The 23,741-nt window shown below is 45.3% G+C and carries 17 protein-coding genes and 1 pseudogene; 7 read left to right on the top strand and 11 right to left on the bottom strand.

Annotated features, from left to right (window positions below):
• Positions 1-293 precede the first annotated feature (293 nt).
• The gene (locus QUA43_RS09605; RefSeq protein WP_333373228.1) at positions 294-770 is read right to left on the bottom strand and encodes an orange carotenoid protein N-terminal domain-containing protein; all 477 of its coding nucleotides are present in this window, start codon (positions 768-770) and stop codon (positions 294-296) included.
• A 288-nt stretch (positions 771-1,058) separates the two neighbouring features.
• On the opposite strand from QUA43_RS09605, the pseudogene QUA43_RS09600 reads away from it, so the two are divergent.
• A pseudogene (locus QUA43_RS09600) lies at positions 1,059-1,196 on the top strand (Uma2 family endonuclease); the annotation flags it as partial.
• Positions 1,197-1,294: 98 nt separating this feature from the next.
• Here the strand turns inward: QUA43_RS09600 and QUA43_RS09595 are convergent.
• From QUA43_RS09595 to QUA43_RS09580, 4 genes are all read right to left on the bottom strand, one after another.
• Entirely contained in the window at positions 1,295-4,426 is a 3,132-nt protein-coding gene (locus tag QUA43_RS09595) for an MFS transporter (RefSeq protein WP_333373225.1), read from the bottom strand.
• 369 nt (positions 4,427-4,795) lie between these two features.
• On the bottom strand, positions 4,796-5,101 hold the full coding sequence (locus QUA43_RS09590; protein ID WP_333373222.1) for a hypothetical protein: 306 nt from the start codon (positions 5,099-5,101) through the stop codon (positions 4,796-4,798).
• An 80-nt stretch (positions 5,102-5,181) separates the two neighbouring features.
• Positions 5,182-6,195 carry a hypothetical protein gene (locus tag QUA43_RS09585; RefSeq protein ID WP_333373219.1) on the bottom strand — a complete coding sequence of 338 codons (1,014 nt, stop codon included), beginning with the start codon at positions 6,193-6,195 and terminating at the stop codon, positions 5,182-5,184.
• Positions 6,196-6,261: 66 nt separating this feature from the next.
• A complete protein-coding gene (locus QUA43_RS09580; RefSeq protein WP_333373216.1) occupies positions 6,262-6,576 on the bottom strand; it encodes a hypothetical protein in 315 nt (104 codons plus the stop codon).
• An 85-nt stretch (positions 6,577-6,661) separates the two neighbouring features.
• On the opposite strand from QUA43_RS09580, the gene proS reads away from it, so the two are divergent.
• From proS to QUA43_RS09565, 3 genes are all read left to right on the top strand, one after another.
• Positions 6,662-8,467 (top strand): proline--tRNA ligase, encoded by a 1,806-nt coding sequence (gene proS, locus QUA43_RS09575; protein WP_333373213.1) that lies wholly within the window; start codon positions 6,662-6,664, stop codon positions 8,465-8,467.
• A gap of 393 nt (positions 8,468-8,860) precedes the next feature.
• Entirely contained in the window at positions 8,861-11,833 is a 2,973-nt protein-coding gene (locus QUA43_RS09570; protein WP_333373212.1) for an adenylate/guanylate cyclase domain-containing protein, read from the top strand.
• Between the two features lie 132 nt (positions 11,834-11,965).
• Positions 11,966-14,026: an adenylate/guanylate cyclase domain-containing protein gene (locus tag QUA43_RS09565; RefSeq protein WP_333373209.1), complete on the top strand. Its 2,061-nt coding sequence runs from the start codon at positions 11,966-11,968 to the stop codon at positions 14,024-14,026.
• 85 nt (positions 14,027-14,111) lie between these two features.
• Here QUA43_RS09565 and rpmB read toward each other — a convergent pair whose 3' ends face one another.
• The 5 genes from rpmB to rppA form a co-directional block, all read right to left on the bottom strand.
• Positions 14,112-14,348: a 50S ribosomal protein L28 gene (gene rpmB / locus QUA43_RS09560; protein ID WP_006634309.1), complete on the bottom strand. Its 237-nt coding sequence runs from the start codon at positions 14,346-14,348 to the stop codon at positions 14,112-14,114.
• Between the two features lie 162 nt (positions 14,349-14,510).
• The gene (gene htpG / locus QUA43_RS09555; RefSeq protein WP_333373207.1) at positions 14,511-16,499 is read right to left on the bottom strand and encodes a molecular chaperone HtpG; all 1,989 of its coding nucleotides are present in this window, start codon (positions 16,497-16,499) and stop codon (positions 14,511-14,513) included.
• 613 nt (positions 16,500-17,112) lie between these two features.
• Positions 17,113-18,444 carry a two-component system sensor histidine kinase RppB gene (gene rppB, locus QUA43_RS09550; RefSeq protein WP_333373205.1) on the bottom strand — a complete coding sequence of 444 codons (1,332 nt, stop codon included), beginning with the start codon at positions 18,442-18,444 and terminating at the stop codon, positions 17,113-17,115.
• Positions 18,445-18,627: 183 nt separating this feature from the next.
• Positions 18,628-18,852 (bottom strand): hypothetical protein, encoded by a 225-nt coding sequence (locus QUA43_RS09545; protein WP_333297073.1) that lies wholly within the window; start codon positions 18,850-18,852, stop codon positions 18,628-18,630.
• Positions 18,853-19,012: 160 nt separating this feature from the next.
• Complete coding sequence (gene rppA, locus QUA43_RS09540) at positions 19,013-19,702, bottom strand: two-component system response regulator RppA (protein WP_333373202.1); 690 nt, start codon at positions 19,700-19,702, stop codon at positions 19,013-19,015.
• A gap of 206 nt (positions 19,703-19,908) precedes the next feature.
• On the opposite strand from rppA, the gene QUA43_RS09535 reads away from it, so the two are divergent.
• The 3 genes from QUA43_RS09535 (at position 19,909) to QUA43_RS09525 (ending at position 23,134) form a co-directional block, all read left to right on the top strand.
• Complete coding sequence (locus QUA43_RS09535; RefSeq protein ID WP_333373199.1) at positions 19,909-20,913, top strand: multicopper oxidase domain-containing protein; 1,005 nt, start codon at positions 19,909-19,911, stop codon at positions 20,911-20,913.
• Positions 20,914-21,073: 160 nt separating this feature from the next.
• The gene (locus QUA43_RS09530; protein ID WP_333373197.1) at positions 21,074-22,102 is read left to right on the top strand and encodes a helix-hairpin-helix domain-containing protein; all 1,029 of its coding nucleotides are present in this window, start codon (positions 21,074-21,076) and stop codon (positions 22,100-22,102) included.
• Between the two features lie 87 nt (positions 22,103-22,189).
• Complete coding sequence (locus QUA43_RS09525; protein ID WP_333373195.1) at positions 22,190-23,134, top strand: FTR1 family protein; 945 nt, start codon at positions 22,190-22,192, stop codon at positions 23,132-23,134.
• Positions 23,135-23,247: 113 nt separating this feature from the next.
• Here QUA43_RS09525 and QUA43_RS09520 read toward each other — a convergent pair whose 3' ends face one another.
• Positions 23,248-23,727, bottom strand: a complete 480-nt coding sequence (locus QUA43_RS09520) for a hypothetical protein (RefSeq protein ID WP_333223868.1) — start codon at positions 23,725-23,727, stop codon at positions 23,248-23,250.
• Positions 23,728-23,741: the final 14 nt, after the last annotated feature.

Raw genomic sequence — 23,741 nt, 5'->3', positions numbered from 1 at the left:
GTTGGAGAAATCCAATTAGAGCAAGTCAGCTCGTAGATAGAAGAATCCTCATGCCTTCAGGCCCAGGAGTGTCAATAGCTGTAAAGTGCGGGTATTCGCCGTCAACCTAAAAAAACAGAACAGCCAGAAACCCGGTTTCTTGAAGAAGCCTGGTTTCTGTCGCGGCGTATTAGTTTGAGCTACTTACTAATCTTTTTGAGGACTTACGCCTCAAACGGCTAAAAACCGGGTTTTTTCCTAAATGCGTCGTTGCTACATCCTAGAAACCGGGTTTTTTTTCGTAAGTCCTATTTTTAAATGCCAGCCCCCGGAGCGGCTTCAGCACCCATTTCTAAAATTGTACCGCGAAGGAAATCAATTTGCTGCTGGAAGTCCATACCTTCAATCTTTCCTAATAAAGCTTTTCCTGCTTCGGGCAGTTGATAGTCTGGAGGCACAGGGATAATAGTTCCTTCGTCCATTCCTACTGCTAGGAAATACCAAAAAGCCAGCTTGGTTTCAGGACTCATTGAGCCGTACATCCGGCTGATTTCAGTATTGGCTTTTGAGGCAATGTCGCGCATTACTTGTAGTTGTTCTTGGTGGGGCAGCGGCTTGACTTGCTCGAACAAACCCTGAGCAATTTCGGAACCGGAAGCACCGGGAGCCGCTGGCGTTATTGACTTGCCCATTTGGGTGTAAACAAACCACAGCAAACCTAATTGGTCGTCTACACTCAACTTCTTAATATCTGCTTTTCCTTGGTCGTAAGCACTGGTAGTAAAGGTCATTCAAGCCTCCAAAATAATATGTATTGCTCAGTTTTCTTATTTCTGAGAAAACTTTTGTTTGCTACTTAAGTTAAAGTACCTAATAAATAGTGATGCTAGAATCTTGCTTAAGACAGAGATGATCCCGGACATAAGTTCGGGGAGTAAATTCACCAAAATTGGGAAAATTTGCAACCAAAGGATGAGGGAAATTTGACAAGATTGTTGTTAGCGGATCTGATGATTAGCATTGTTTAGCCGATCGCCGATCGCCTATAATCGCAACATACCTGTATTGAGGTGGCTGTTATGTCGATCGCAACTGCAAAACGCTTCACCATAGCGGAATATCACCGCCTGACAGAACTGGGCTTCTTTGGTGAGGACGATCGAGTTGAGCTAATCAAGGGAGAACTTGTCAACATGGCTGCTAAAGGTACTGCTCACTTTGAATTATAAAAAACTTTGATATCATTCCAAAGAAAATAGGCTGGCAAACAGCCAGCCTAGAATCAGGAGAACTTTATTTCAAACTCGTTGAAAGTCTAGCTAAACAAACCCGAAATACCACCGACTGCTATTGCTCCAGCCAAAGCAGAAACAACCACAGAAGTTAGAGCCGTACCGAACAGCCACCACGCAGCAGTTGCTGCGGCTTCGCGTGCATCTTCTGCTTGCTGCTTGGCATTGTTTTTGAGCTGTTTGATGCGTTTTTTGGTTTCATTTTGCAGGCGTTCCGATCGCAATAAAACGCTGTCCCGGGCTCCTTCCATTTGGTCAACAATTCGGTGAGCGTCAGTCTCGGAAATATCGGAACGAGAACTCAGCAGGGCAACTAAAGTACCGCGATCGAACTCACCTAAACGCTCTTTAATCGCGTCAAATCCTGCCTGCGGGTCATCAAACACTTTGCGGAAGTCCCGCTTGATCCCTTCGTAGTTGAGTTCTGGTCGATCGAGCGAATTGAGGTAATCCCGGATTTTGCCGAAAATACCATCCATTGCTGACTGAAACTTGTCCTGAACCATTTGAACTTGTTCGACAATTTGGTTGCGGACAGATTCAATTTGGTCGGCAATTTTGTTGGCTTCCTCTTCCGAGATGTCTTCCCGCTGCGACAGCAATGCTACCAGAGTCGATCGATCGAAGTGTTTCACGCGATCGCCCAAACTTTGCATCCCCATTCCCGGCTCGCTAAAGAGCAACTGCAAATCGCGTTTGATGCTTTCAGGATTGAGTTCTTCCTTGTCCGTATTCCGCAAGTAATTTTCCAAACTTCCTTGGAAATCCCGGACTGTTTTTTGAGCGCGAGAGGCCAAGCGGCGGGGCGATTTCACGATGCTGCGAATCGAATCTTGCACGCGATCGATCGTCCGATTGATCTGTTCTTCGCTCAAATCTTCCCGCTGCGACAGCAACTTGACTAAAGTTTCGCGATCGACCTGAGAAAGTCTTTCCCGAAGTGCCAAAGCACCCTCTTTCGGACTTTCAAACAATTTGGTCAAATCCCGATTGATGCCTTCAGGATCGAGTTCTTCCAGGTTAGTATTCCGCAGGTACTCGCCAATTTTTGCAGTAACTTCCTCGTACTGTTGCTTAGCTCTATCTGCAACTATTTGCGGCGCGTGGATAATGTTGTCGCGCACAGATTCGATCCGGTCGATCGCCTGATTTATCTGTTCTTCGCTGAGGTCTTGGCGCTGTGACAGCAACTGCACCAGCGTATCGCGGTCGAATTGAGACAAGCGTTCTCTCAGCGCTTTAAATCCGGCTTCCGGGTCGTTTAACAGGGTTTGAAACTCGCGCTCGATCGCTTCAGGATTGAGTTCTTCCTTATTAGTATTGCGGAGATAGTCTTCTACCTTTTGTCGCAATTCTTGCGCTTTCGATTTCGCTTGCTCTTGCAATTCTTGAGCTTTAGAAATCACGCGATCGCGCGAACTTTCGAGCCGCCCGATTAACTGATCGGCTTCCTCTGGACTAAAATCTTCCCGCTGACCCAGCAACTGCACCAAAGTATCGCGGTTAAACTGCGAAAGGCGATCGCGCAAAGCTTCAAAACCAGCATCGCGATCGTCCAAAAGCGCTTGGAAATCCCGCTCGATACCTTCAGGATTCAGCTCATCTTTGCCGGTCGATCGCAAATAATTCTCAATCCGGCTCCGCAAATCTTGAGACTGTTCTTCACCAGCAGCAGCTTGCACAATTTCCAACACTTCTTGTCGGACACCTTCAAGCTGTTCGGCAATTTCCGTCACCTGTTCAGGAGCAAACCCCTCGCGGCGGCCCAGAATCCCTACAAAATAATCTGGATTAAACAGCTCTAACTGGCGCAAAACTGCCCCCGGAGAAGCTTCCGGGTCGTAAATCACATCCCTAAATTCCTGCTTGATTGTCTCCCGGTTGAGATGCCACGGTTGGGCATTCATCAAGTAGTTTTCCACATCAGCCTTAGCTGTATTGAAAGGCAGCGCAGGCACTTTATCGCCCACCTGAGAAGCAAAAGATTTAGCTTTTTGAGTCCCTTGTGCTGTCAGTTGTTGTAACTGGCCAGAGATTTTTTCAACATCCAAATCCGACAAATCCGTCCGCGACAAAACAGTGCCCACAAGAGCTTCCACACCCAACTGCATCGCTCGCTTCATGCCGCTGCTGGATTCCGATTTGTTTTCCCTACTTTCGAGAATTTGAGACAGCTTGGCGTTGAGTTCGTCAGACTTCAGCAAATCCGGAGCCGCAAACTTGAGAAAATCAACCAACTCCAAATTCGGGTCTTTTTGCTGTTGCTGCTTGCCGAAAGTTTGCTTCCAAACGCCTTCGAGTTGGTCAGCAACTTGAGTTATTTCCTCTTGAGAAAAGTCTGTGCGACTCTTAATTAAATCCACAAAAGTTTGGCGGTTAACATTCTTCAGAACATCGCTTCCCGCAAGAGATTTGATATCTGCATCGCCCAGCAACTTTTCAAATTGACCGCGAATTTCCTTAACATCTAGTTTCGGTAACTGCAAAGAGCCCACATAATCTTGCAGCGTTTCGCGAATGCTATCGGGGTCTACCGCCGAACTCAATTCGCGGCGGACAGCGGCAACAGATGCCTCTACAGTGTTGACCATTTGGTCGCTGGCCATCTTGCCGCCGATCGCAGCACCAGCAGTACCCATGACGCCTTGAACCCCTGAAAAAGCAGTTTTTATCAAGGAACCGATCATGGAACCGACGGCGCTAGAACCGAGCCACACCAGCGTTAAAAAGTACGCCGACCAAATGACCACACCAATAATTGCCGCTCCGTCTACCGAGGCAATGGAAGTTAGTTTGACCGCCAGAAAACAAGCCAAAAATAAAGCCAGGTTAACGGTGACTAAAATCCAACCCCCGACTAAACCTTCGATTTTCCGAACTTTACGGCCTATACTTTCCGACTCATCATCATCGTCATCGTCGGGTAAAGCCTCGTCCCAATTTGAGATTTTGGCCGCGATCGAGAAATTTGTTAACAGGAATTGGAAGCCGAAAGCCATAATGACTCCGGCGATTAATGCCACGAAAAACTGCGGGCTTAAAAACATCAGTCCTCCGATATCGGGGTGGTCAAATGGCACATCTATTTCTACTGGCATTTGGGCAATATTGAATTTGGGACTGTACAGCGACATTAATAACTCGCTTTCAAACATAATTTACCTCCTAAGTTTTTATGCCTAACTAGGCATAGCGAAAACAGTCCCCAACTTTTTTATAGGGGATTTGGTAATCTTTAGATGATGGTTTGTTTTGGTTCGGCTTTATCTTACGGAAGGCCTTATTAGTGAAATTGGGATGAGTAGTAAATTAGTTCTTTAGTGATCTCATCCTTACTGCTTATTATGGCTGTGGAAGCTAAAAAATAAATCCGTCTAAAGTCAGAAATTAGTTTTTATAAGACTGATAGCAGCAGAGTTCGCATAAAAGTGGCAAGTTTGATGCGGGGGGCGATCGGCACCAATTATCAATAGTAGTAAAGTAATTTTCGGCGCACCCTACATATCGTAGAGTGCGCTAGCGAGTTAGGATTCCGTTGGATGTTCAGGCTCAAAACGAGCGAGTAATTGCGATCGATCGAGCTGCATACTCAGTCGCGCGATTTCAAGAAATTCTAGTTGAATCAAAGGCTCAATTATTTGGGCTAATTCTTCATCAATTTCGCCAAATCTTACTTGTAATATACTTTCAAGATTCTGGCGTTTACCTTGCTGAATACCTTCCTCGATACCTTGCTGAATACATTGCTCGATACCTAGCTGAATACCTTCCTCGATACCTCGCTGAGTTGCTTCTTCAAGCCGTTGTAAATAGAGGGGTGATAGTTCCATAATTAACTCCAGATTTTGTCGATAATAAATAGTAAAGTGATATTTAGCGCACCCTACCGATTGTAGAGTGCGCTGCTGAGTCAGGATTCCGGTTGATTTTTTTGTTCAAAATGAGCTAGCAATTCAGAGCGATCGAGCTGCCTAATTAGTCGCGTGCGATCGAGGGGTTCTAGCTGAATCAAAGGCTCGATTATTTGGGCTAATTCTTCATCAATCTCGCCAAATTTTAGTTGTAGCAGACTCTCAACCATCAGGCGTTGAGCGCGCTGCATAGCTTGCTGCATACCTTGCTGAATACCTTGCTGAATACCTTGCTGAATACCTTGCTGCATACCTTGCTGAATACCTTGCTGCATACCTTGCTGCATACCTTGCTGGATACCGCGCTGAGTTGCATCTTCCAGCCGTTGCAAGTAGAGGGGTGACAGTTCCATAATTAACTCCCGATCTTCTCGATCTATGTCTTGACGTACTTCTAATATCGTTCGCAAGTTGTACAACAATTCTAGCGCATTCAACCGAAACACATTATCTGAGGGTAATTCTCTCAATTCGGCAATAGCTTGCTTCTGCACGTTTCCCTTCCCCAAAACTCTCAGCCACAGCGTTTCTGGAGTCCGGGGGAGTTGGTGAATGGCAATAATCGCTGCTTTCAGAGATGGGCCCATAAAATAAACTCCACTTACCCAATTTTCCGGTTCGGGAATCGCTCGAAATCCAGCTAATATCGTGTCGGAAACAGTCGGCGACAGTATCCAGAGTTGGGGCAAGTCTGCCTCTGCAATCCGGGTATTTTCTCTAACTGCGGCGCGTTCAAATTCGCCGTGGATATCGAAGAGTTTGCCCAGACAACTGCGAATTTCTCCGATCTGGACTGGACTGCGGAAGGGTTCAAATACAGCGGGTTGTGCTGCTATTTGACCCAGAAGGCCGAGGGCTGTTGCTTCGACTTCCGGTTCTGCTTTCGGGGAAAATAAAACGTCAACCTGCCTTACTTCTCCAGCAACATCCCGGCTGGTTTCTACATTACCGAGAGGGGTTAATAGTTCTTTCAGATACTGTTTGGCAAATTGGTCGTGGATGAATCTAGTCATGATAATTTTTAGCTATCAACTGTTTAAAAACCTCGCCATCAACTGTCAACTTTCAACTTTCAACTTTCAACTGTCAACTGTCAACTGTTTGCAGCATTTACCCTCACAGTTGCGAATGCTGCGAATACATCCGTACTCCTCGAAACGTTGACTGTGTTTGCGAACAGTAGGATAGGCCAGTAAATATAAGGGAATTCCGATTATTTTGTAAAGCAATCGACCAGCAGCATGAACAATATCCCAAATTTCGCTTAAATTAGGTTCTTGAACAAATTCTCTTATTTCATCTTTTAAGGCAAGCCACTGAGATTGCACAGTAGGAGAGTGACAATTATCAAATACTGCCATACCTTTTTCGTAGTTTTGCCAAATTTTATTCATATATTTAATCAAATCGGGCTTAGTTCTGATAATATCAGAAGTTGATCTAAAATTACAATCATCCGGTATTTTAAGGAAATCAGCCATGCGACTCTCTCAAATGCTTTTTGTTACCCTGCGCGAAGACCCGGCAGAAGCAGAAATTCCCAGCCACAAACTATTACTCCGTGCCGGATACATCCGGCGCATCGGTAGCGGTATTTACGCTTATCTACCTTTAATGTGGCGAGTTCTCAAAAAAGTATCTCAAATTGTGCGCGAAGAAATGGACGCTACCGGCGCTCAAGAATGCCTCCTCCCGCAATTGCAACCGGCCGATTTGTGGCGGGAATCCGGCCGCTGGGACACCTACACTCAAGCTGAAGGTATTATGTTTGCCATGACAGATAGGCAGCAGCGAGAATTGGGACTGGGCCCAACTCACGAAGAAGTGATTACTACAATTGCTAAAGATATGATTCGTTCCTATCGGCAATTGCCTGTACATCTATATCAAATCCAAACTAAGTTTCGCGATGAAATTCGCCCGCGTTTCGGGTTGATGCGCGGTCGCGAATTTATTATGAAAGATGGCTATTCTTTCCACACTAACGAAGAAAGTCTGAAAAAAACTTATCAGGATATGGCTCAAGCTTACAGCAATATGCTGCGCCGATCGGGCTTGCAATTCCGAGCAGTAGATGCTGATTCTGGAGCAATTGGCGGTTCTGGTTCTCAAGAGTTTATGGTGCTGGCTGAAGCGGGCGAGGATGAAGTTCTTTATACAGAAGATGGTCAGTATGCAGCTAATGTGGAAAAGGCTGTATCGATGCCGGCTGATGTGGAACCGTCGCCCTTTGCAACTTTTGAAAAGCGGGAAACGCCGGGAACTGAAACAATTGATAAACTTTGCAAATTTTTGAAATGTTCTCCGACGCAAGTTGTCAAAAATGTGCTTTACCAAGCTGTTTACGACAATGGCATCACAGTCTTGGTATTGGTAAGCATTCGCGGCGACCAAGATGTGAATCAGGTAAAGTTGCTGAATGAATTGACGAAGTTAGCGGGAAATTATCAAGCTAAAAATGTTTTATTTTTAACTGTTCCCGATGCGGAAGCTCAGCAGAAATGGGCGGCGAAATCTTTACCTCTGGGTTATATGGCTCCCGATGTTGCTGATGATTATATCGCTGGGAGCAAGGAGGTAAACTCTAAGTTTTTGCGTTTAGTCGATCGCACTGCAGTTGAGCTGACAAACTTTGTCACTGGTTCAAACGAATCAGGATACCACGTTGTCGGCGCTAATTGGAATCAAGAATTTCCGCTACCAGCAACGGTTGTAGGTGTCAGAAGCGCCAAAAAGGGCGATCGGGCCGTGCACAACCCCCAACAAACCTTGCAAAGCGCCAGAGGCATCGAAGTCGGCCACATCTTCCAATTAGGCACAAAATACTCCCAAGCAATGGGCGCCACCTACACCAGCGAACAAGGCGAAGAAATGCCCTTTATGATGGGCTGCTACGGCGTCGGCGTGTCGCGGCTAGCTCAATCGGCCGTAGAACAATCCTACGACAAAGATGGGATAATTTGGCCAGTGGCGATCGCCCCGTATCACGCCATTATTAGCATCCCCAATATTTCCGACGCCCAACAAGTAGAAGTCGCCGAAAAACTCTACGCAGAACTCAACCAATCGGGCATTGAAACCTTACTAGATGACCGCGACGAACGAGCCGGAGTTAAATTCAAAGATGCTGATTTAATCGGCATTCCCTATCGGATTGTTCCGGGCCGTTCGCTGAAAGCAGGAAAAGTTGAAGTCGTGGAAAGAGCAACTCACAAATCACATGAAATTCTCATTGATGAAGTAAATTCTACTTTAAAACAGTGGATTGAAGCCGCCATCAACTAAGCCTTTTTAATTGGTAAGGTGCGCGCTGCACCTACATTTAGGCTCGCAATGTGCGCGGTGTACACCCTATATTAGCTTCCCTCTTGGGAGCATCTCAATCAAAGCAGCCCAGCTAAAAAATGGAGTTTGGAGGCAGGATACAGGAGGCAGGATACAGGAGGAAAGAGGAAAAAAGAAGGAGGCAGAAGAAGTGTTTTTACAAATATGAGATGCTCTTCCCTCTTCCTTCTTCCCTCTTCCCTCTTCCCTCTTCCTGACATCCATTACATCCATTACATCCGTTACATCCGTTAAACAATCCGTTGCCGAACTTCCTTCTTCCCTCTTCCCTCTTCCCTCTTCCTTCTTCCTTCTTCCTTGAGATGTGAAATTATCTAAAACTTAAAGCTCGGTATGAATCTGAACCTAAATCAGTTTCTGCGATTCCCTCAATCCCGAATTGGGCGGTACTTAGCCCAAGTAACTGTCGTTGCTGTCGCTTACGCCGTGGGGGCGAGGCTAGCAATTTCAATTCAAGGTGTCAATCCCTTTGCTGCCTCGGTGTGGCCGCCTGCAGGAATTGCCCAAGCCGGACTTTTATTGTTTGGGAGTAAAGTCTGGCCTGCCATAGTTTTGGGCACATTTTTGCTCAATTTGGTTAACCCAACTGAACAGATATTTGCACTTTGGGTGGGAGGAAACGCCGGGGCGATTCTGCAAGCTGTTTTTGCAGTAACTGTCCTGGGCTGGTTCCGGTTTCGTCCCTCTATCGAGCGCTTGAAAGATGTAATTAATTTAATCTTGTTTGGCGGTCTAATTGCTACTCAAATTAGTTGCACTATTGGCGCGTTTTCTCTATTTTTAGCAGGCAAAATAGAGTGGAGCGAATATTGGTCTGCTCGATGGAATTGGTGGTTGGGAGACACAATGGGAGTTTTAATTATAACTCCATTAATTTTAATATTAACTCGTCCTAAAGTGGCCGCAGATTGTTTAAAGATACAAACAGAAACCAAGAAAAATTATTTGACTCAGCGGGTAGTATGGTTAATATTATTAATTGGGGTGAGCTGGCTGGTCTTTGAGTCGAAACAAGAAGCTTCTATTTCTCGTTATCCCCTGGAATATTTGCCGTTTCCTTTAATCATGTGGGCGGCGCTTCAATTTGGTCAGCGAGCTGCTGTTTTAGCATCGTTTATTGTCTCAATTATCGCAATTTTGGGCAGTTCTCATGGAGGGGGGCCATTCACAGCCAAAGCCGACAATATTAATCAGGCTATCTTATTTTTGCAAGCTTTTATGGGTGTAATTACGATTACCTCGCTGTTGTTGGCAGCGACAGTAGCTGAACGCACATCAGCAGAGTATTCTCTGCGGGAGAGCGAAATTAAATATCGAGAATTGGTGGAAAATGCTAACAGCATTATTTTGAAACTGGACGCTGACGGCAATATTACTTTTTTTAACGAATTTGCTGAAAAATTCTTTGGTTACAAGGAGGAAGAACTTCTGGGAAAAAATGCCTTGGGAACCATTATTCCACCGACGGATATTGAAGGAAATAACTTAGAGTTGGTTCATAGTCAAATTTTACAAAATCCCGATCGCTTTACCAGCTATGAAAATGAAAATATCCGGCGCAGTGGCGATCGCGTTTGGGTATCTTGGGCAAATAAACCGCTGGTTGATGCAGCGGGAAAACTTTTGGGTATCCTCTGCATCGGGACAGATATCACCGATCGCCGAAAAGCTGAAATAGCGCTGCAAAAGCTCAATGAAAAACTGGAAATCCGAGTTGAAGAGCGGACAAATGCCCTGAAACAAAGCGAACTTCAGCTACAGAAACAGAAATCTGCCTTAATTGATTTAGCCAAAAATAAAGCGCTGAATCAAGGCGACTTAACAAAGGCGCTTCAAGAAATAACTGAAACTGCTAGCCGTACTCTGGAAGTTGCCCGATCGAGCGTCTGGCTGTACGATCGTACTAAATCCAAGATCGAGTGCCTAGATTTGTTCGATCGCACTCTCAACCAGCACTCACACGGCTTGGAATTAGCAGCAGCAGACTATCCTGTCTATTTTCAAGCACTGCGAGAAGAACGTGCAATTGCTGCCTTTGACGCCCAAAAAGATTTTAGAACTAGAGAATTTGAGGAATCTTACCTAATTCCCTTCGGCATCACTTCCATGCTAGACACGCCTATTCAAATAGGCGGTGAAACAGCAGGAGTTCTCTGTTTAGAACACGTAGGAATGCCCCGCCCTTGGACGATTGAAGAACAAAGTTTTGCTGTTTCTCTAGCAGACTCTGTAACTTTCGCAGTGGAAGCGCGGCAACGCCAGCGGGCTGAACAAGCGCTGCGGCAAGCTGAAGAAAAATACCGCAGCATCTTTGAAAATGCGATCGTCGGCATTTTTCAAACTACCCCAGATGGGGAATATCTCAGCGCCAATCCTGCTTTGCTTCGCATTTACGGTTACAGTTCGCGCGAGGAATTGGTCGGCACATTAACTGATATTAGCCAACAACTTTATGTTGACCCCGAACGCCGCGCAGAAGTTGTCCGCTTAATAGAAGAACAAGGCAAAATATCAGATTTTGAATCTCAAATTTACCGACGAGATGGCAGCATAATTTGGATTTCAGAAAATACTTATACCGTGCGCGATTCCTACGGAAATTTGCTTTATTACGAAGGTACTGTTCAAGACATCACAACTCGCAAACAAGCTGAAGCAGCTTTGCGCTTAGAACAAGAAAAATCCGATCGTCTCCTACTCAACGTTTTACCGCAACCCATCGCAGACAGATTAAAACAAGACCAAAGCATCATTGCCGATACTTTTGCCGAAGTAACAGTATTATTTGCAGATATAGTCGGTTTTACGCAAATTAGTTCCAAAATTTCTCCGCCCGAATTAGTTTCCTTGCTTAACGACATTTTTTCCACATTCGATCGCCTAGCAGAAAAGCACGGATTGGAAAAAATTAAGACCATTGGCGACGCCTACATGGTAGTAGGAGGGCTGCCGATGCCCCGCAGCGATCATGCAGAGGCGATCGCCCAAATGGCCCTCGATATGCAGCAGGCAATTACTAACTTTAGCCATACCCACAATCAAGATTTTAGCATCAGAATTGGCATTAACACCGGCCCGGTTGTCGCCGGAGTAATCGGTATTAAAAAATTTATTTACGATTTATGGGGAGACACCGTTAATACCGCTTCCCGCATGGAATCCCACGGCTTGCCGGGGTGCATTCAAGTCACGTCTGCAATTTATGATATATTGCAGGACAAGTATATATTTGAAAGTCGCGGCGCGATCGAAGTTAAAGGAAAAGGCAAGATGAACACTTATTTTCTTACAGGCATCAAGTTATAGCAGTAAGGAAAAAGGCTTTTCGGCTTCGCTCAGCATAAAAAGAAGGAAGAAGCAATATAATAACTCATGTTTCAGCAATTAATAACATCCTAATATTCAGTCGCGGTTACTATAGTTAGTTAAAAATACAAAATGAACCCACACAACAATCGGTTTCTGCGATTGCCTCAATCTAGCAATTGGCAATACTTAGCAAAAGTAGCTGCCATTGCTTTTGCTTACGCTTTGGGAGCCAAAATAGCAGTTTCAATCCCAGGCGTCAATACATTAGCTACCTGCGTCTGGCCGCCGGCAGGAATTGCACAAGCGGCAATTTTATTATTTGGTCGCCGCGTTTGGCCGGGAATAGCTTTAGGCGTATTTTTTTACGAAACTATTAACCTTAAGGTATCTTTAACACTTGCAACAATTAGTGCCTTTTGCGCTTGTTTACAAGCTTTGTGTGCATTTACTTTGTTGCAGAAACTCAAGTTTCGCCCGTCACTATATCGGCTGATTGATGTAGTCTATTTAATTTTTGGCGGCGCTATAGTTGCCACTCAAGTAAACTGCACTCTCGGCACGTTACGCCTGTCTTTAACTGGTTTAGTTGACTGGAGCGAATATTGGCACATTCGATGGAATTGGTATCTCGGAGATACATTGGGAGTTTTAATTTTTACTCCCCTGCTTTTGATTATATACAATCACAAACCAGCGCCCAGCCCTTCACAAAATACAGCTTCTCAAACAATTCTCAATCGCATCGGTGCCGGAATATGCCTGCTGTTATTAGTAACAGTCAGTTGGCTAGTATACAACTCAAAAAGTGACAGTAATCTCTCCGGTTATCCCCTTGAATACTTGCCATTTCCCTTAGTAATTTGGGCAACTATTCAATTCGGCCAGGCCGGGGCGGTTTTAGCATCTTTCATTGTATCCAGTATCGCTATTTGGGGCGGTTCTCAGGGAGGTGGCCCCTTTATTGCCAAAGCGGAAAATATCAATCAGGCAATCTTATTTTTGCAGGCTTTTATGAGCGTAATTGTAGTTACATCGCTGCTGTTGGCCGCCACTGTAGCCGAACGCGCCTCAGCAGAGGATTCGCTGCGGCAAAGCGAAATTAAGTATCGGGAATTAGTGGAAAATGCTAACAGCATTATTTTAAAACTAGATAGGGAAGGAAATATTACTTTTTTTAACGAATTTGCACAGAAGTTTTTTGGTTACGATGAAAAAGAGATAATTGGCAAAAACGCCGTGGGAACAATTATTCCCCAGACAGATACAACAGGAAATGACTTGGCAGCAAAGTTGAGAGATATTTTGCAAAACCCAGAACAATACACGCGAAATGAAAATGAAAGTATCCGGCGCAGCGGCGATCGGGTTTGGGTATCCTGGGCAAATAAACCGCTGTTTGACGCGGCAGGAAATTTCGTGGGAATGCTGGCAATCGGTACGGATATCACAGACCGCAGGCGGGCTGAAATGGCACTTTACAAGCTGAATGAAGAGTTAGAATTTAGAGTGAAAAAACGAACTAATGCTCTGAATGATACTTTAAGTGCACTGCGAGTTCAACAGGAACAATCAGAACGCTTGTTGTTGAATATTTTGCCGGAAGAAATAGCAAATCGGTTGAAGCGGGGAGACAGTACGATCGCAGATACTTTTGCTGAGGTTACTGTCTTGTTTGCCGACATAGTAGGCTTTACTCAATTGAGTTCGCAAGTTTCTCCAACGCAATTAGTAGCCTTGCTGAATGACATCTTTTCGACATTTGACAACCTAGCAGAAAGGCACGGTTTGGAAAAAATTAAGACGATTGGCGACGCTTACATGGTAGTTGGAGGGCTGCCAATTCTTCGCCCGGATCACGCAGCAGCGATCGCAGAAATGGCCCTCGATATGCAGGAGGCAATTACTGACTTCAGCAATCTCCACAATCAAGATTTCAGCATCAGAATCGGCATTAACAGTGGCCCGGTTGTTGCCGGAGTTATTGGAATTAAAAAATTTATTTACGATTTATGGGGAGACACCGTTAACACTGCTTCCCGCATGGAATCTCACGGCTTGCCGGGGTGCATTCACGTAACAGAGACAACTTATCAGCAGTTGCGAGAAAAGTATTCCTTTGAAAACCGCGGCGCGATCGAAGTTAAAGGCAAAGGCCAGATGACTACTTATTTACTGAAATGCCGAAAATAGCTCTAGTAAAGGTTTTTCTCTAAAAGTAAGGGCGATCGCACCAGTTAATTTGCCCGATCGCCCTTTTCTCAATTAGCCAAGTTTTTTAAAGCTTGTACAGGTTAATTCCAGCTTCCTTCGCCATGATTTCCAAACCCTTGTGTTGCAAGGTTTTAATTGCCTTTGTAGAAAGGTGCAATCTTACCCAGCGCTTCTCCTGCGGCCACCAAACCCGCTTCCACTGCAAATTGGCGTCTTGCAATTTGTGAGTGCGGTGGTGCGAGTGAGAAACTGCAAAACCGTTATTCGCCTTCTTCCCCGTTAGCTGACATTTCCGTGACATACTTCCCTCCAGATTACCGTTTTTTGCGTGCAGCATTTCATTATACCCGAAGGAAGAAGGAAGAAGGAAGAAGGAAGAAGGAAGAAGGCTTGACTTATCCCTTTACCAATAGAAATAAACTCTTGCTCCCCCCCTTAGCAAGGGGGGGTTGGGGGGGGTTAATTACATTGCACGTTCGGTCAACTTTGTCAAGACTTGATTCGATCGCTCGACAAAATCCTTCATCCCTTCAGCATCGAAACCCTTCTGGGCCATCAAAGCCAAGTCGTAAACGTGGTGACAAATCATACTCGCCAACTCAGCCGACGGAGACTCCCCGCCACCTTGAATAATCGCACCCTGACTCAAACTCGCCAGATTTTGAATCAGCGGGTGAGACGTATTCACCAGCAAAACGTGTTCTTCGGGGAATTCGGCCGCTTGCTGCTGCAAAAGCGCCGTCATATCCCGCATCCGGCGCAAAGCTTCCGGCAAAAGTACGATCGCAGGTGGCGTCGCCTCCGCAGAGTCAGACTTCAAAGCTTCTGTGCGAATGTTCACTTTCGGCTTATTGAGAGCTTTTTGGAACATTTCTTTAACTTGTTCGCTGCGAGTTTTATTCGTCGCCGGATCGACAATTTCCGCTTCTTTCTCTTTGTCAATTAGCGTTTCGTCGATGTCGGAATCAACCCGCGAGAATTTGACATCTGAGTGTTCTCGTTCCAAGAAGCTGATAAAGTGCGTGTCGATGAAAGAATCCATAAACAGCACTTCTAAACCTTGGCTTTTGTGCATAGCAACGTAAGTTGCTTGAGACGCCGGATCGGTACAATAAAACACACGATTTTCGTGGCGTTTTTGATTGCGTTCCAAATACTCTTTCAGCGTCGTGTAAGGTTGCGTCGAAGTAGAATTGTCCGACTTTGGAGTGACATCTTGCCACAAATCTCCTTCCTCTGTTTGCACCTGAACTTCTGGCGTTACAGTTTCTGGCTTCTCCGCTGTTGGCTCGTAGGTGCTGCGGTAGATTAAAATATCTTCGACTTGCTTTTTGAACTTGTCATCGTTGAGAGTTCCAAACTTGACAAAAGTGCCGATATCTTGCCAGCAGCGGATGTATTCGTTGCGGTCGTCGCGGTAGAGTTCTTTCAGGCGATCGCCCACTTTTTTTGCAATATAATCAGCGATTCTCCGCACAGTGCGATTGCTTTGCAAAGAACTGCGAGAAACGTTCAGGGGAATGTCGGTACTGTCAATAACTCCCCGGAGTGGCATCAAGAATTTGGGGATAATTTCTTCGCAGTGGTCGCTGACAAAAACCTGGTTGCAGAATAGCTTAATATTGCCTTGGGTAACATCGACATCCGGGCGCAGTTTTGGAAAGAAAAGAATGCCGTTGACAATAAAAGGATAATCTGTATTCAGGTGTACCCACAGCAGCGGCTCGTCTTGGAACGGGTAAAGGTAGCGGTACAGTTCTAAGTAATCTTCTTTTTGCAAATTGCTGGCTGATTCCCGCCAAATTGCTTTGTGCTTGTTGAGTTCCTCTCCCTCAAATTTGATGGGAACTGGCATGAAATCGCAGTAAGTTTTGATTAACTGCTTAATGCGACTGGGTTCTACATATTCTTGTTCTTCGTCTTGGAGGGTAAGAGTAATAGTAGTGCCGCGTTCGGTGCGGGAAGATTCTGACAGTTCAAAAGCGGGAGAACCGTCGCAAGACCAGTGTACTGCTTGGGAGCCTTCTTGGTAAGAAAGAGTATCAATGTCTACTTTCTTCGCCACCATGAAAGAAGAGTAGAAACCTAAGCCGAAGTGACCAATGATTGCGTCATCACCACTGCCTTGGTATTTTTGAATAAATTCTTCGGCGCTAGAGAAAGCGACTTGGTTGATGTATTTTTTTACCTCATCGGCGGTCATGCCGATGCCGTTATCGGAAATTGAGAGGGTTTTGTTTTCTTTGTCGATCGCTATGTTGATTTGCGGTTCGCCCACCTCGCCGCTGTATTCGCCGGAACGAGAAACCATTTTGAGTTTGGCAATGGCATCGACGGCGTTAGAAATTAGTTCCCGCAAGAAGACTTCGTGGTCAGTGTATAGCGACTTCTTGATAATCGGGAAAATATTTTCGGTATGGATTGAGATTGTTCCCTGTTCTAAAACTGTCATAATTTTTCGCTAGGTATTTGTCGGTAATGAACCGTGATTAGTCATTGGTCATTGGTCATTGGTCATTAGTTATTAATTGTTAGTCGAGCTGATTTTTCCTGTTATACGTTGTTAACTACTAACTACTGACTACTGACTACTGACTGAGGACTAATGACTATTTAATGATTTTCGGCGATCGTGCTACGTTTTGCCGAAGGGATTACCCTAAAAAGATGATTCGGTTTCCCTCACCATAATTGAGCGAGAAGCCAATGGCTTACATCATGGGGAGGAACGCGGCGGTTGAAACCGCCCTCAATATGCTAGAATTAAATTGCAAGTAAGAACAACCATCTACGTGAAGAAGTGTTTTATTAAGGAGAAACCCCTGAGTTATCTCGTCTCGGCATGACCGTAGCCTGGGTAAACAAGTAATGGTGAACATGGAGCGTACCTATCTGGCGTTGTGATGGACTCCGAAAGTAAAACAAAAGTAAGCGCAATTGCAATACCTCTGGTAATGGTAGTTGTTTTGAGCGTGTAGAGGTGATTTGTCAGCACCTGTAAGACCTCCATTATAGTCTTATGAATCCCCGTCTATGAAAGGGCTGGGGAGATGTCAAATAGTAGCTCACAAAGGTAACTGCAGGAGAAAGGTGCTGCCGGAACCCAATTCGCTGCGGGCGCTGAGGCTGCCGCGGTGTGCGCGGGCGATGGTTTGGGCGATCGCCAATCCCAGTCCCGAACCGCCTGTATGGCGCGATCGATCGCTGTTGACTCGGTAAAATCGATCGAATATTCGCTCTAAATCTGCCGCGGCGATCCCAATACCGGTATCTTGAACCTGAACGATCGCCTCGATGTGATTGCAATCTAAAATAACTGTTACTTTCCCGCCCGCCGGAGTGTATTGAATGGCATTAACAATTAAATTAGCAACTAAGCGATAAAGTTGGTCGGAATTGCCGACAACATTCAATTGCTGTTGCACCCGCACGGACGCTGTTAGGGCTACCTTAGAAGTGATCGCCAAAGCTGCCAATTCCTCTACTAAATCGCTAACCAGGTCATTCAAACAACACAATTGAGGGCGATCGCGTATCGCTTGATTATCCATGCGAGCCAGTAGCAGCAAATCAGCCACTAACTGAGTCAGTCGTCGGTTTTGGCGATCGATCGTCCGCAAAATTTCCCGAGCCTCTTTTTCATCCCATTGAGGCGTCAACAGTGCTGATTCTACTGTCGCCTGCGAAGCTGCTAAAGGCGTCCGCAATTCGTGAGCAGCATCCGCTGTAAACTGTTGGATTTGTTGGTAGGAAGAATAAATCGGTTTCATGGCTAATCCTGCCAATAACCAACTAGCAAAGCCGATCAAAATCAATGCTGTAGGTAATCCTAATTTTAAAACCCATTTCACTGTACTGAGATAATCATTAAAGTCTTGCAGGCTCCGCCCAACTTGAAAATATCCCCAATCTTGCTGTGTTTGGGTGTGTAACGCTACAGAAATTTGGTGATAAACATTACCTTTGGTGTCAGTTATTGTTTGCCAGTATTGGGAGTTAAATCCTGCTGGTAATTCTTCGGGATAAGCGCCGGCAGTAGCAATTAGTTGCCCCGAATAATCAAATAAACGAATGTAGTAATAGCCTTGGTTGATAGCGCTTAAAATATGGCGGCTTGGCAACTGTTTTTTAAGGCCATTCACTCCTATTACGCGGAGGTTGGGCAAAAGCTCATTGACTATTGGTTCTAGGCGTCCGGGCTGCTGCAATTTTGTTTCTAGACTGTCGTGTAGCGTCCCCGCTACCGATTCTAATTCCCGGTCTATGGCTACCCAGTGAGCGTGGGCGATCGCCTTATATACGCCAAATCCCAACAAGCTTAAAATCAAACCCATTACTGCTGCATAGGAAATGGCTAATTGCCAGCGAGTGCGGTTAAATAGTTTATTTTGATTCATTTAAACTTAAATTTTATATAATTGTTAAGAACAGGCAAGATGCCTGTTCCACAAAATTCAATTTTACTCGTTCCCAGGCTCTGCCTGGTAACGCATATCTGGAGGCTCTGCCTCCAATTTTCATGGAGTCTCTTCGAGGCAGAGCCTCGGTAAATGGATTTCCAGGCAGAGCCTGGAAACCAGTTAATTTTCATGTTTTAGGAGTTCTGCATATTCGCTCATTCCGAGTTCTGCAAGTTGTCGGTCTTCTTCGGCAAATTCGCTGTAGAGTGCAGCTAAGTTACTTTCATCTATTTCTGGAATAGTAGCTAATCTGGCACGGAATTTCAGAAATGCAATAAATTCAAATACTTGTTTGAGTTGTTCGATATCCAGCTTTTCTAACTCTTGTTGGATTAAATCTTTCATGGCAGTTATTTTTCCGATCGACTTTTCTATATTCTACGGGTTCCCAGATTCTGGCTGGGAACCCGTAGAATGCTTAAGAACAGGCAAGATGCCTGTTCCACAAAAATTAAATAAATTTTTTTGTGGGGAGGAGGGGTGGGGCCGGAGTTCCCGCCCTACTTTAATTGCTCATGCGGTATCCGACGCCGTGAACGGTTTCAATTAAATTCGTGCCGCCAACCGACTCAAGTTTGCGCCGCAGCAAGCGCACTTGAGCTGCTACCACATTGCTAAAGGTATCTGCACTCGCCTCCCATAGCTGATTCCGAATTTGGTCAGTGGTGATAATTTGGTTGGGATGTTTCATAAAGTATTCTAGCAGTTGAAATTCTTTGTTTGTCAGCGAAATTATCTGGTTGTTGCCGTTGCGATCGAGATGGCACACAGTTCGAGTTCCGCAATCCAAAACCAGATTCCCTACCTGTAGCTGTTGCGGTTGAATTTGGGGCGATCGCCTTTGCAAAGCTCGCAATCTTGCTAACAGTTCCGCCATGCCAAATGGTTTAACTAAATAATCGTCAGCCCCGGCATCTAGTCCCGCAACTTTATCTTCCATTCGGTCTTTTGCGGTCAGCATCAAAACGGGCAGGGCGCTATGTTTAGCACGCAATCTCCGCAGCAGTTCCAATCCAGACAATCCTGGTAGCAACCAGTCAAAAATAGCCAGGTTATATTGCATCCAGTGACTGTCTAAATATTCCCAAGCTTCACTGCCATCTAGGGCCCAATCAACTATATATTTTTCCTGCTTTAAGGTTCGCTCGATCGCTTTCCCTAAATCGGGCTCATCTTCAACTAGCAAAACTCTCATAACTCTAATTTATAGCGGTAAATCCTTATACATTGTTAGCGATCGGCAGCATCTACCCCAACATCTAACCTCACATACTGAGATGAAATCAGCATGAAATTTTCTAATTTCGCAGAAAAAAATGATAGTTGACAATTATTGACAACAAGCTGGAAATGTCTTATACTCAAACGCAATCAAATTTTTGAGAATAATTTTCAATAAGTATGACAGATTTATCCGATCGCCCCGCCATGAAAAAGCCGGGGCGCTGGAGTCGCCGCCAACTGCTACAGCTAGGAATAGCTGGGGCTGGGGTAGCGGGCGGCGCGATCGCACTTCAACACTTGACTCGCAAACCGACATCAGTCGCGAGAATACCGCCCATGCCCGCAGATGCACTCACCGTCAGCAATATCAACCCGATGCAAATTGCGCGGGATTTTGATTACGGCACCGTGACGCGCGAAAACGGGCGCACGGTTCGGGAATTTCGCCTGGAAGCTAATACTTCGATCGTCCAACTTAATAGCGCCGTCACTTTCAACACCTGGAACGTGAACAATCGCGTGCCGGGGCCGACATTGAGGGCAACAGAGGGCGATCGTATCCGCGTCATTTTTTATAACAAAGCCGGACATTCTCATTCGCTGCACTTTCACGGCGTTCATACCAGCGACATGGATGGCGTTAAACCAGTGAAAAACGGTTCGGTATTTATTTATGAATTCGATGCCAATCCCTACGGAGTGCATCTTTATCACTGCCATATTGCTCCCGTAACGCGCCACATCGGTAAAGGACTCTATGGAATGTTCATCATCGATCCGCCAAAACCCCGTCCTCCCGCCGATGAAATCTTGTTGATCATGGGAGGGTACGACGTAAACGACGACGAAAAAAACGAACTATACGCTTTTAACGGGTTGCCAAATTATTACATGAACAACCCTATTTCAATCTATAAAAATCAGCTAGTTAGGCTGTACGTTCTCAACCTGATTGAGTACGAACCAGCCGTGACTTTTCACCTGCACGCCAATTTTTTTGACGTATATCGCACGGGAATGACTTTAACTCCCAGTGAAAGAACTGATGTCATCACAATGGGAGTAGCTGAAAGACATATCTTAGAATTTACCTACGGCTACGCTGGAAAATATATGTTTCATCCCCATCAAGATGCGATCGCCGAAGCTGGCTGCATGGGTGTATTTGAAGTCATCACTTAAACCAAATCCTGCTACCACGGTGCGCCGATTCAAATAAAGTATGAAATTATTTGACAAGCTCGATCGCAAATAGGTAGAATGAATAGCTCGCAAATAATTGAGAATTATTCTTAATAACTTGTGAGTCGAAATGCACATAACGTAAAAATTAGCAACTGCCATGTTACCATCCTTTCGCTTATTACCGACCGCCACGGCTACAGCCATCCTCGTTGCTCTGACCGGTTGCGTTTCCCCCACAGCCAGCAACACCGACAGCACAGTCTCACCCGCTGCCACAGCCACTCCCGCATCCACAAACGGTCACAGCATGAACCACGGCGGCAAAGGCGGCATCAACATCAATACAGCCATTCTTTCAGAGTTAGATAAACTCGAAGCCAAGTTAGGAGTACCGGCACTTTCTAACAAAATTCAAGCCAGCCGCCCTTACGGCAAAGTCGAAGAATTAGTCTCAAAAGATGTCATTACTCAAGCCCAATTTGACCAAATCAAAGACTTGGTAACTATTGAAAATGTGGTGCTGACAGGCGAACCAAAAGATGTAGACTTCATGACTAAAATGGGCTTGATGAAAGGGCATCTTTTTGTAGCAAAAGAACTCTTGGATCAAGGCAAACCCGACCAGGCCGAACCTCACATCGGGCATCCAGTCGAAGAAATTTATGCCGATGTGGAAGATCAGCTAAACGAGCGTAAAATTCCCGAATTTAAGACTACTTTAATTAAATTGCAGGATTTAGTTAAAGCGGGTGCAAAAGATCCGGCTCAAGTGAATGCCGAATTTGACACATCAATGCAAGCAGTTGACGGAGCAATTGCCGCTCTTCCCGAAGCCCAACGAAAAGATCCGAAATTCGTGCTGCAAGTGATTAACGGCTTGCTGGATACAGCTAATTCCGAATACGGAGCGGCAGTTGCTAACGGCAAAATTTCCGCAATTATTGAATACCAAGATTCGCGGGGTTTTGTCATGTACGCGGAAATGCTGTACAAAGATATCGCCGATCAAGTGGCTAAAACTAGCCCCGAAATTGACAAAGCAATTGTTGCCAACATGACTGAACTGAAGACAAATTGGCCAACTGCGATCGCACCCCCCGCCCCTGTAAAAACAACCGAACAAGTCAGCCAGCTAGTTAAAACGATCGAAAGCGACAGCCAAAAAGTTCTCAAACCCGCATCTTAAAAACATTACTCCCATCAACAGCGGTAATTGGTAAATAATCTGCCAATTACCTCGCTCGTTAACCAGTCCCATTCCCACCATAAAAAAATGAATTTTGGCGAAGCATTGCCCACCTTTGTAATTACTCTCCGCGAAGGAGTCGAAGCCGCCTTAGTTGTCGGAATCGTTCTCGCTTGTCTCAAAAAATCAGGACAAAGTTATTTAAGTCCTTGGGTTTTCGGCGGTGTTGGCGTTGGACTGATTGCCAGCGCTTTGATAGGTGTACTTTTCGGCTGGACTATTCAAATTTTGTCCGCATCTAATCAGCCTTTTGCACCGATTATGGAGTCGCTGCTAGAGGCAATTTTTGGGGTTATAGCGATCGCAATGCTGAGTTGGATGCTGATTTGGATGACCAAGCAAGCGCGATTTATGAAAGCCGAAGTCGAAGGCGCTGTAAGTGCTGCCTTAACGCACAACTCTCATGCCGGTTGGGGCGTATTTAGTTTAGTTTTTATTGCCGTTTTACGCGAAGGGTTTGAAACTGTTTTGTTTGTCGTCGCCAAGTTTCAACAAGGGATTATTCCGGCAATCGGCGCTTTGGCGGGCATTCTCTCAGCCGCCGGACTTGGTGTCCTGCTGTTTAAATGGGGAGTCAAAATTAATATCCGCCTGTTTTTCAAATATATGGGCATTTTATTGCTGTTTATTGTAGCGGGTTTAGTGGTATCTACTTTGGGAATTTTTGACAGCGCGATGAATATTTTATCGCAAACAAACCGCGAATCAGCAGCACTGTGTTTCTATTACGAAAGATTTACTAAAATCCACTCTTGCATTCTCGGGCCGATGGTCTGGAATACCTCGCAACTGCTTCCCGAAGAAAAGTTTCCCGGTTTGTTGCTGAGCGCGCTGTTTGGCTACACGGATAAGCTCTATGTCGTGCAGGCGATGGCTTATTTCGTATTTTTAATTACCGTGGGCGGGATTTACTTTCAAAGTTTGGCAGGTCGAGTGTTTTTTCCGTTTAAAAAAACTCAGGTAACGAAATAGGAAATTAAGTGCGATCGAAACGCGATCGGCTTTGTAGTCGAAATGCAGGAGGCAGTTGTTTGTTGCTAATAACTAATGCGCCCCTAACTTAGAGCGCATTAGTTATTAGCCATCTATTGATTGAAGGTAAAACGACCGTCAACTTTTTCTCCGTTAATATCCGCAGTCACTTTCACGGGATAACTTCCTGCATCTTTGCCGGGAAACACCACAGCGTAATGTTTGCCCTCAGCATCATACTTGAGAGCTAGGGTTTGCTGCTTTCCATTCGGCAACTGCACTTGAGCCGTCACTTTGGCGTTAGGAACTGGTTCCTTTTTCTCCCCTTTTTGCAAAAAAACATCTAAATGAGTTCCGGTAGCTTCTTTTTCAGGTACAAACTCTAAATAGTAAGCTCCAGACTTTACAACTTGCCCTCCTTGAGTTGCTGTTGCAGGAGCGGTGGCGGGAGCCGAAGACGCAGGTTGAGAGGCGACAGGAGGGGATGCTGGAGTGGTATTTGGATCGCTTGCTTGGTCGCTTTTACTGCAAGCTCCCAAAAATAACAATCCGACACTACCTAAAATAATTAAATTTGACTTGAGCGATTTCATTGGTTTGACTCCTT

Origin of the sequence: Microcoleus sp. N9_B4, from assembly GCF_036701635.1 — a bacterium.
Taxonomy (GTDB): Bacteria; Cyanobacteriota; Cyanobacteriia; order Cyanobacteriales; family Microcoleaceae; genus Microcoleus.
The sequence above is the reverse complement of the archived record's forward strand: the minus strand, read 5'-3'. Positions and strand labels throughout refer to the sequence as shown.

Bases quoted from the DNA above. Each gene is read 5' to 3' on its own strand.
- QUA43_RS09605 (WP_333373228.1), bottom strand. From the start codon at position 770: ATGACCTTTACTACCAGTGCTTACGACCAAGGAAAAGCAGATATTAAG.
- QUA43_RS09595 (WP_333373225.1), bottom strand. From the start codon at position 4,426: ATGTTTGAAAGCGAGTTATTAATGTCGCTGTACAGTCCCAAATTCAAT.
- QUA43_RS09590 (WP_333373222.1), bottom strand. From the start codon at position 5,101: ATGGAACTATCACCCCTCTATTTACAACGGCTTGAAGAAGCAACTCAG.
- QUA43_RS09585 (WP_333373219.1), bottom strand. From the start codon at position 6,195: ATGACTAGATTCATCCACGACCAATTTGCCAAACAGTATCTGAAAGAA.
- QUA43_RS09580 (WP_333373216.1), bottom strand. From the start codon at position 6,576: ATGAATAAAATTTGGCAAAACTACGAAAAAGGTATGGCAGTATTTGAT.
- proS (WP_333373213.1), top strand. From the start codon at position 6,662: ATGCGACTCTCTCAAATGCTTTTTGTTACCCTGCGCGAAGACCCGGCA.
- QUA43_RS09570 (WP_333373212.1), top strand. From the start codon at position 8,861: ATGAATCTGAACCTAAATCAGTTTCTGCGATTCCCTCAATCCCGAATT.
- QUA43_RS09565 (WP_333373209.1), top strand. From the start codon at position 11,966: ATGAACCCACACAACAATCGGTTTCTGCGATTGCCTCAATCTAGCAAT.
- rpmB (WP_006634309.1), bottom strand. From the start codon at position 14,348: ATGTCACGGAAATGTCAGCTAACGGGGAAGAAGGCGAATAACGGTTTT.
- htpG (WP_333373207.1), bottom strand. From the start codon at position 16,499: ATGACAGTTTTAGAACAGGGAACAATCTCAATCCATACCGAAAATATT.
- rppB (WP_333373205.1), bottom strand. From the start codon at position 18,444: ATGAATCAAAATAAACTATTTAACCGCACTCGCTGGCAATTAGCCATT.
- QUA43_RS09545 (WP_333297073.1), bottom strand. From the start codon at position 18,852: ATGAAAGATTTAATCCAACAAGAGTTAGAAAAGCTGGATATCGAACAA.
- rppA (WP_333373202.1), bottom strand. From the start codon at position 19,702: ATGAGAGTTTTGCTAGTTGAAGATGAGCCCGATTTAGGGAAAGCGATC.
- QUA43_RS09535 (WP_333373199.1), top strand. From the start codon at position 19,909: ATGACAGATTTATCCGATCGCCCCGCCATGAAAAAGCCGGGGCGCTGG.
- QUA43_RS09530 (WP_333373197.1), top strand. From the start codon at position 21,074: ATGTTACCATCCTTTCGCTTATTACCGACCGCCACGGCTACAGCCATC.
- QUA43_RS09525 (WP_333373195.1), top strand. From the start codon at position 22,190: ATGAATTTTGGCGAAGCATTGCCCACCTTTGTAATTACTCTCCGCGAA.
- QUA43_RS09520 (WP_333223868.1), bottom strand. From the start codon at position 23,727: ATGAAATCGCTCAAGTCAAATTTAATTATTTTAGGTAGTGTCGGATTG.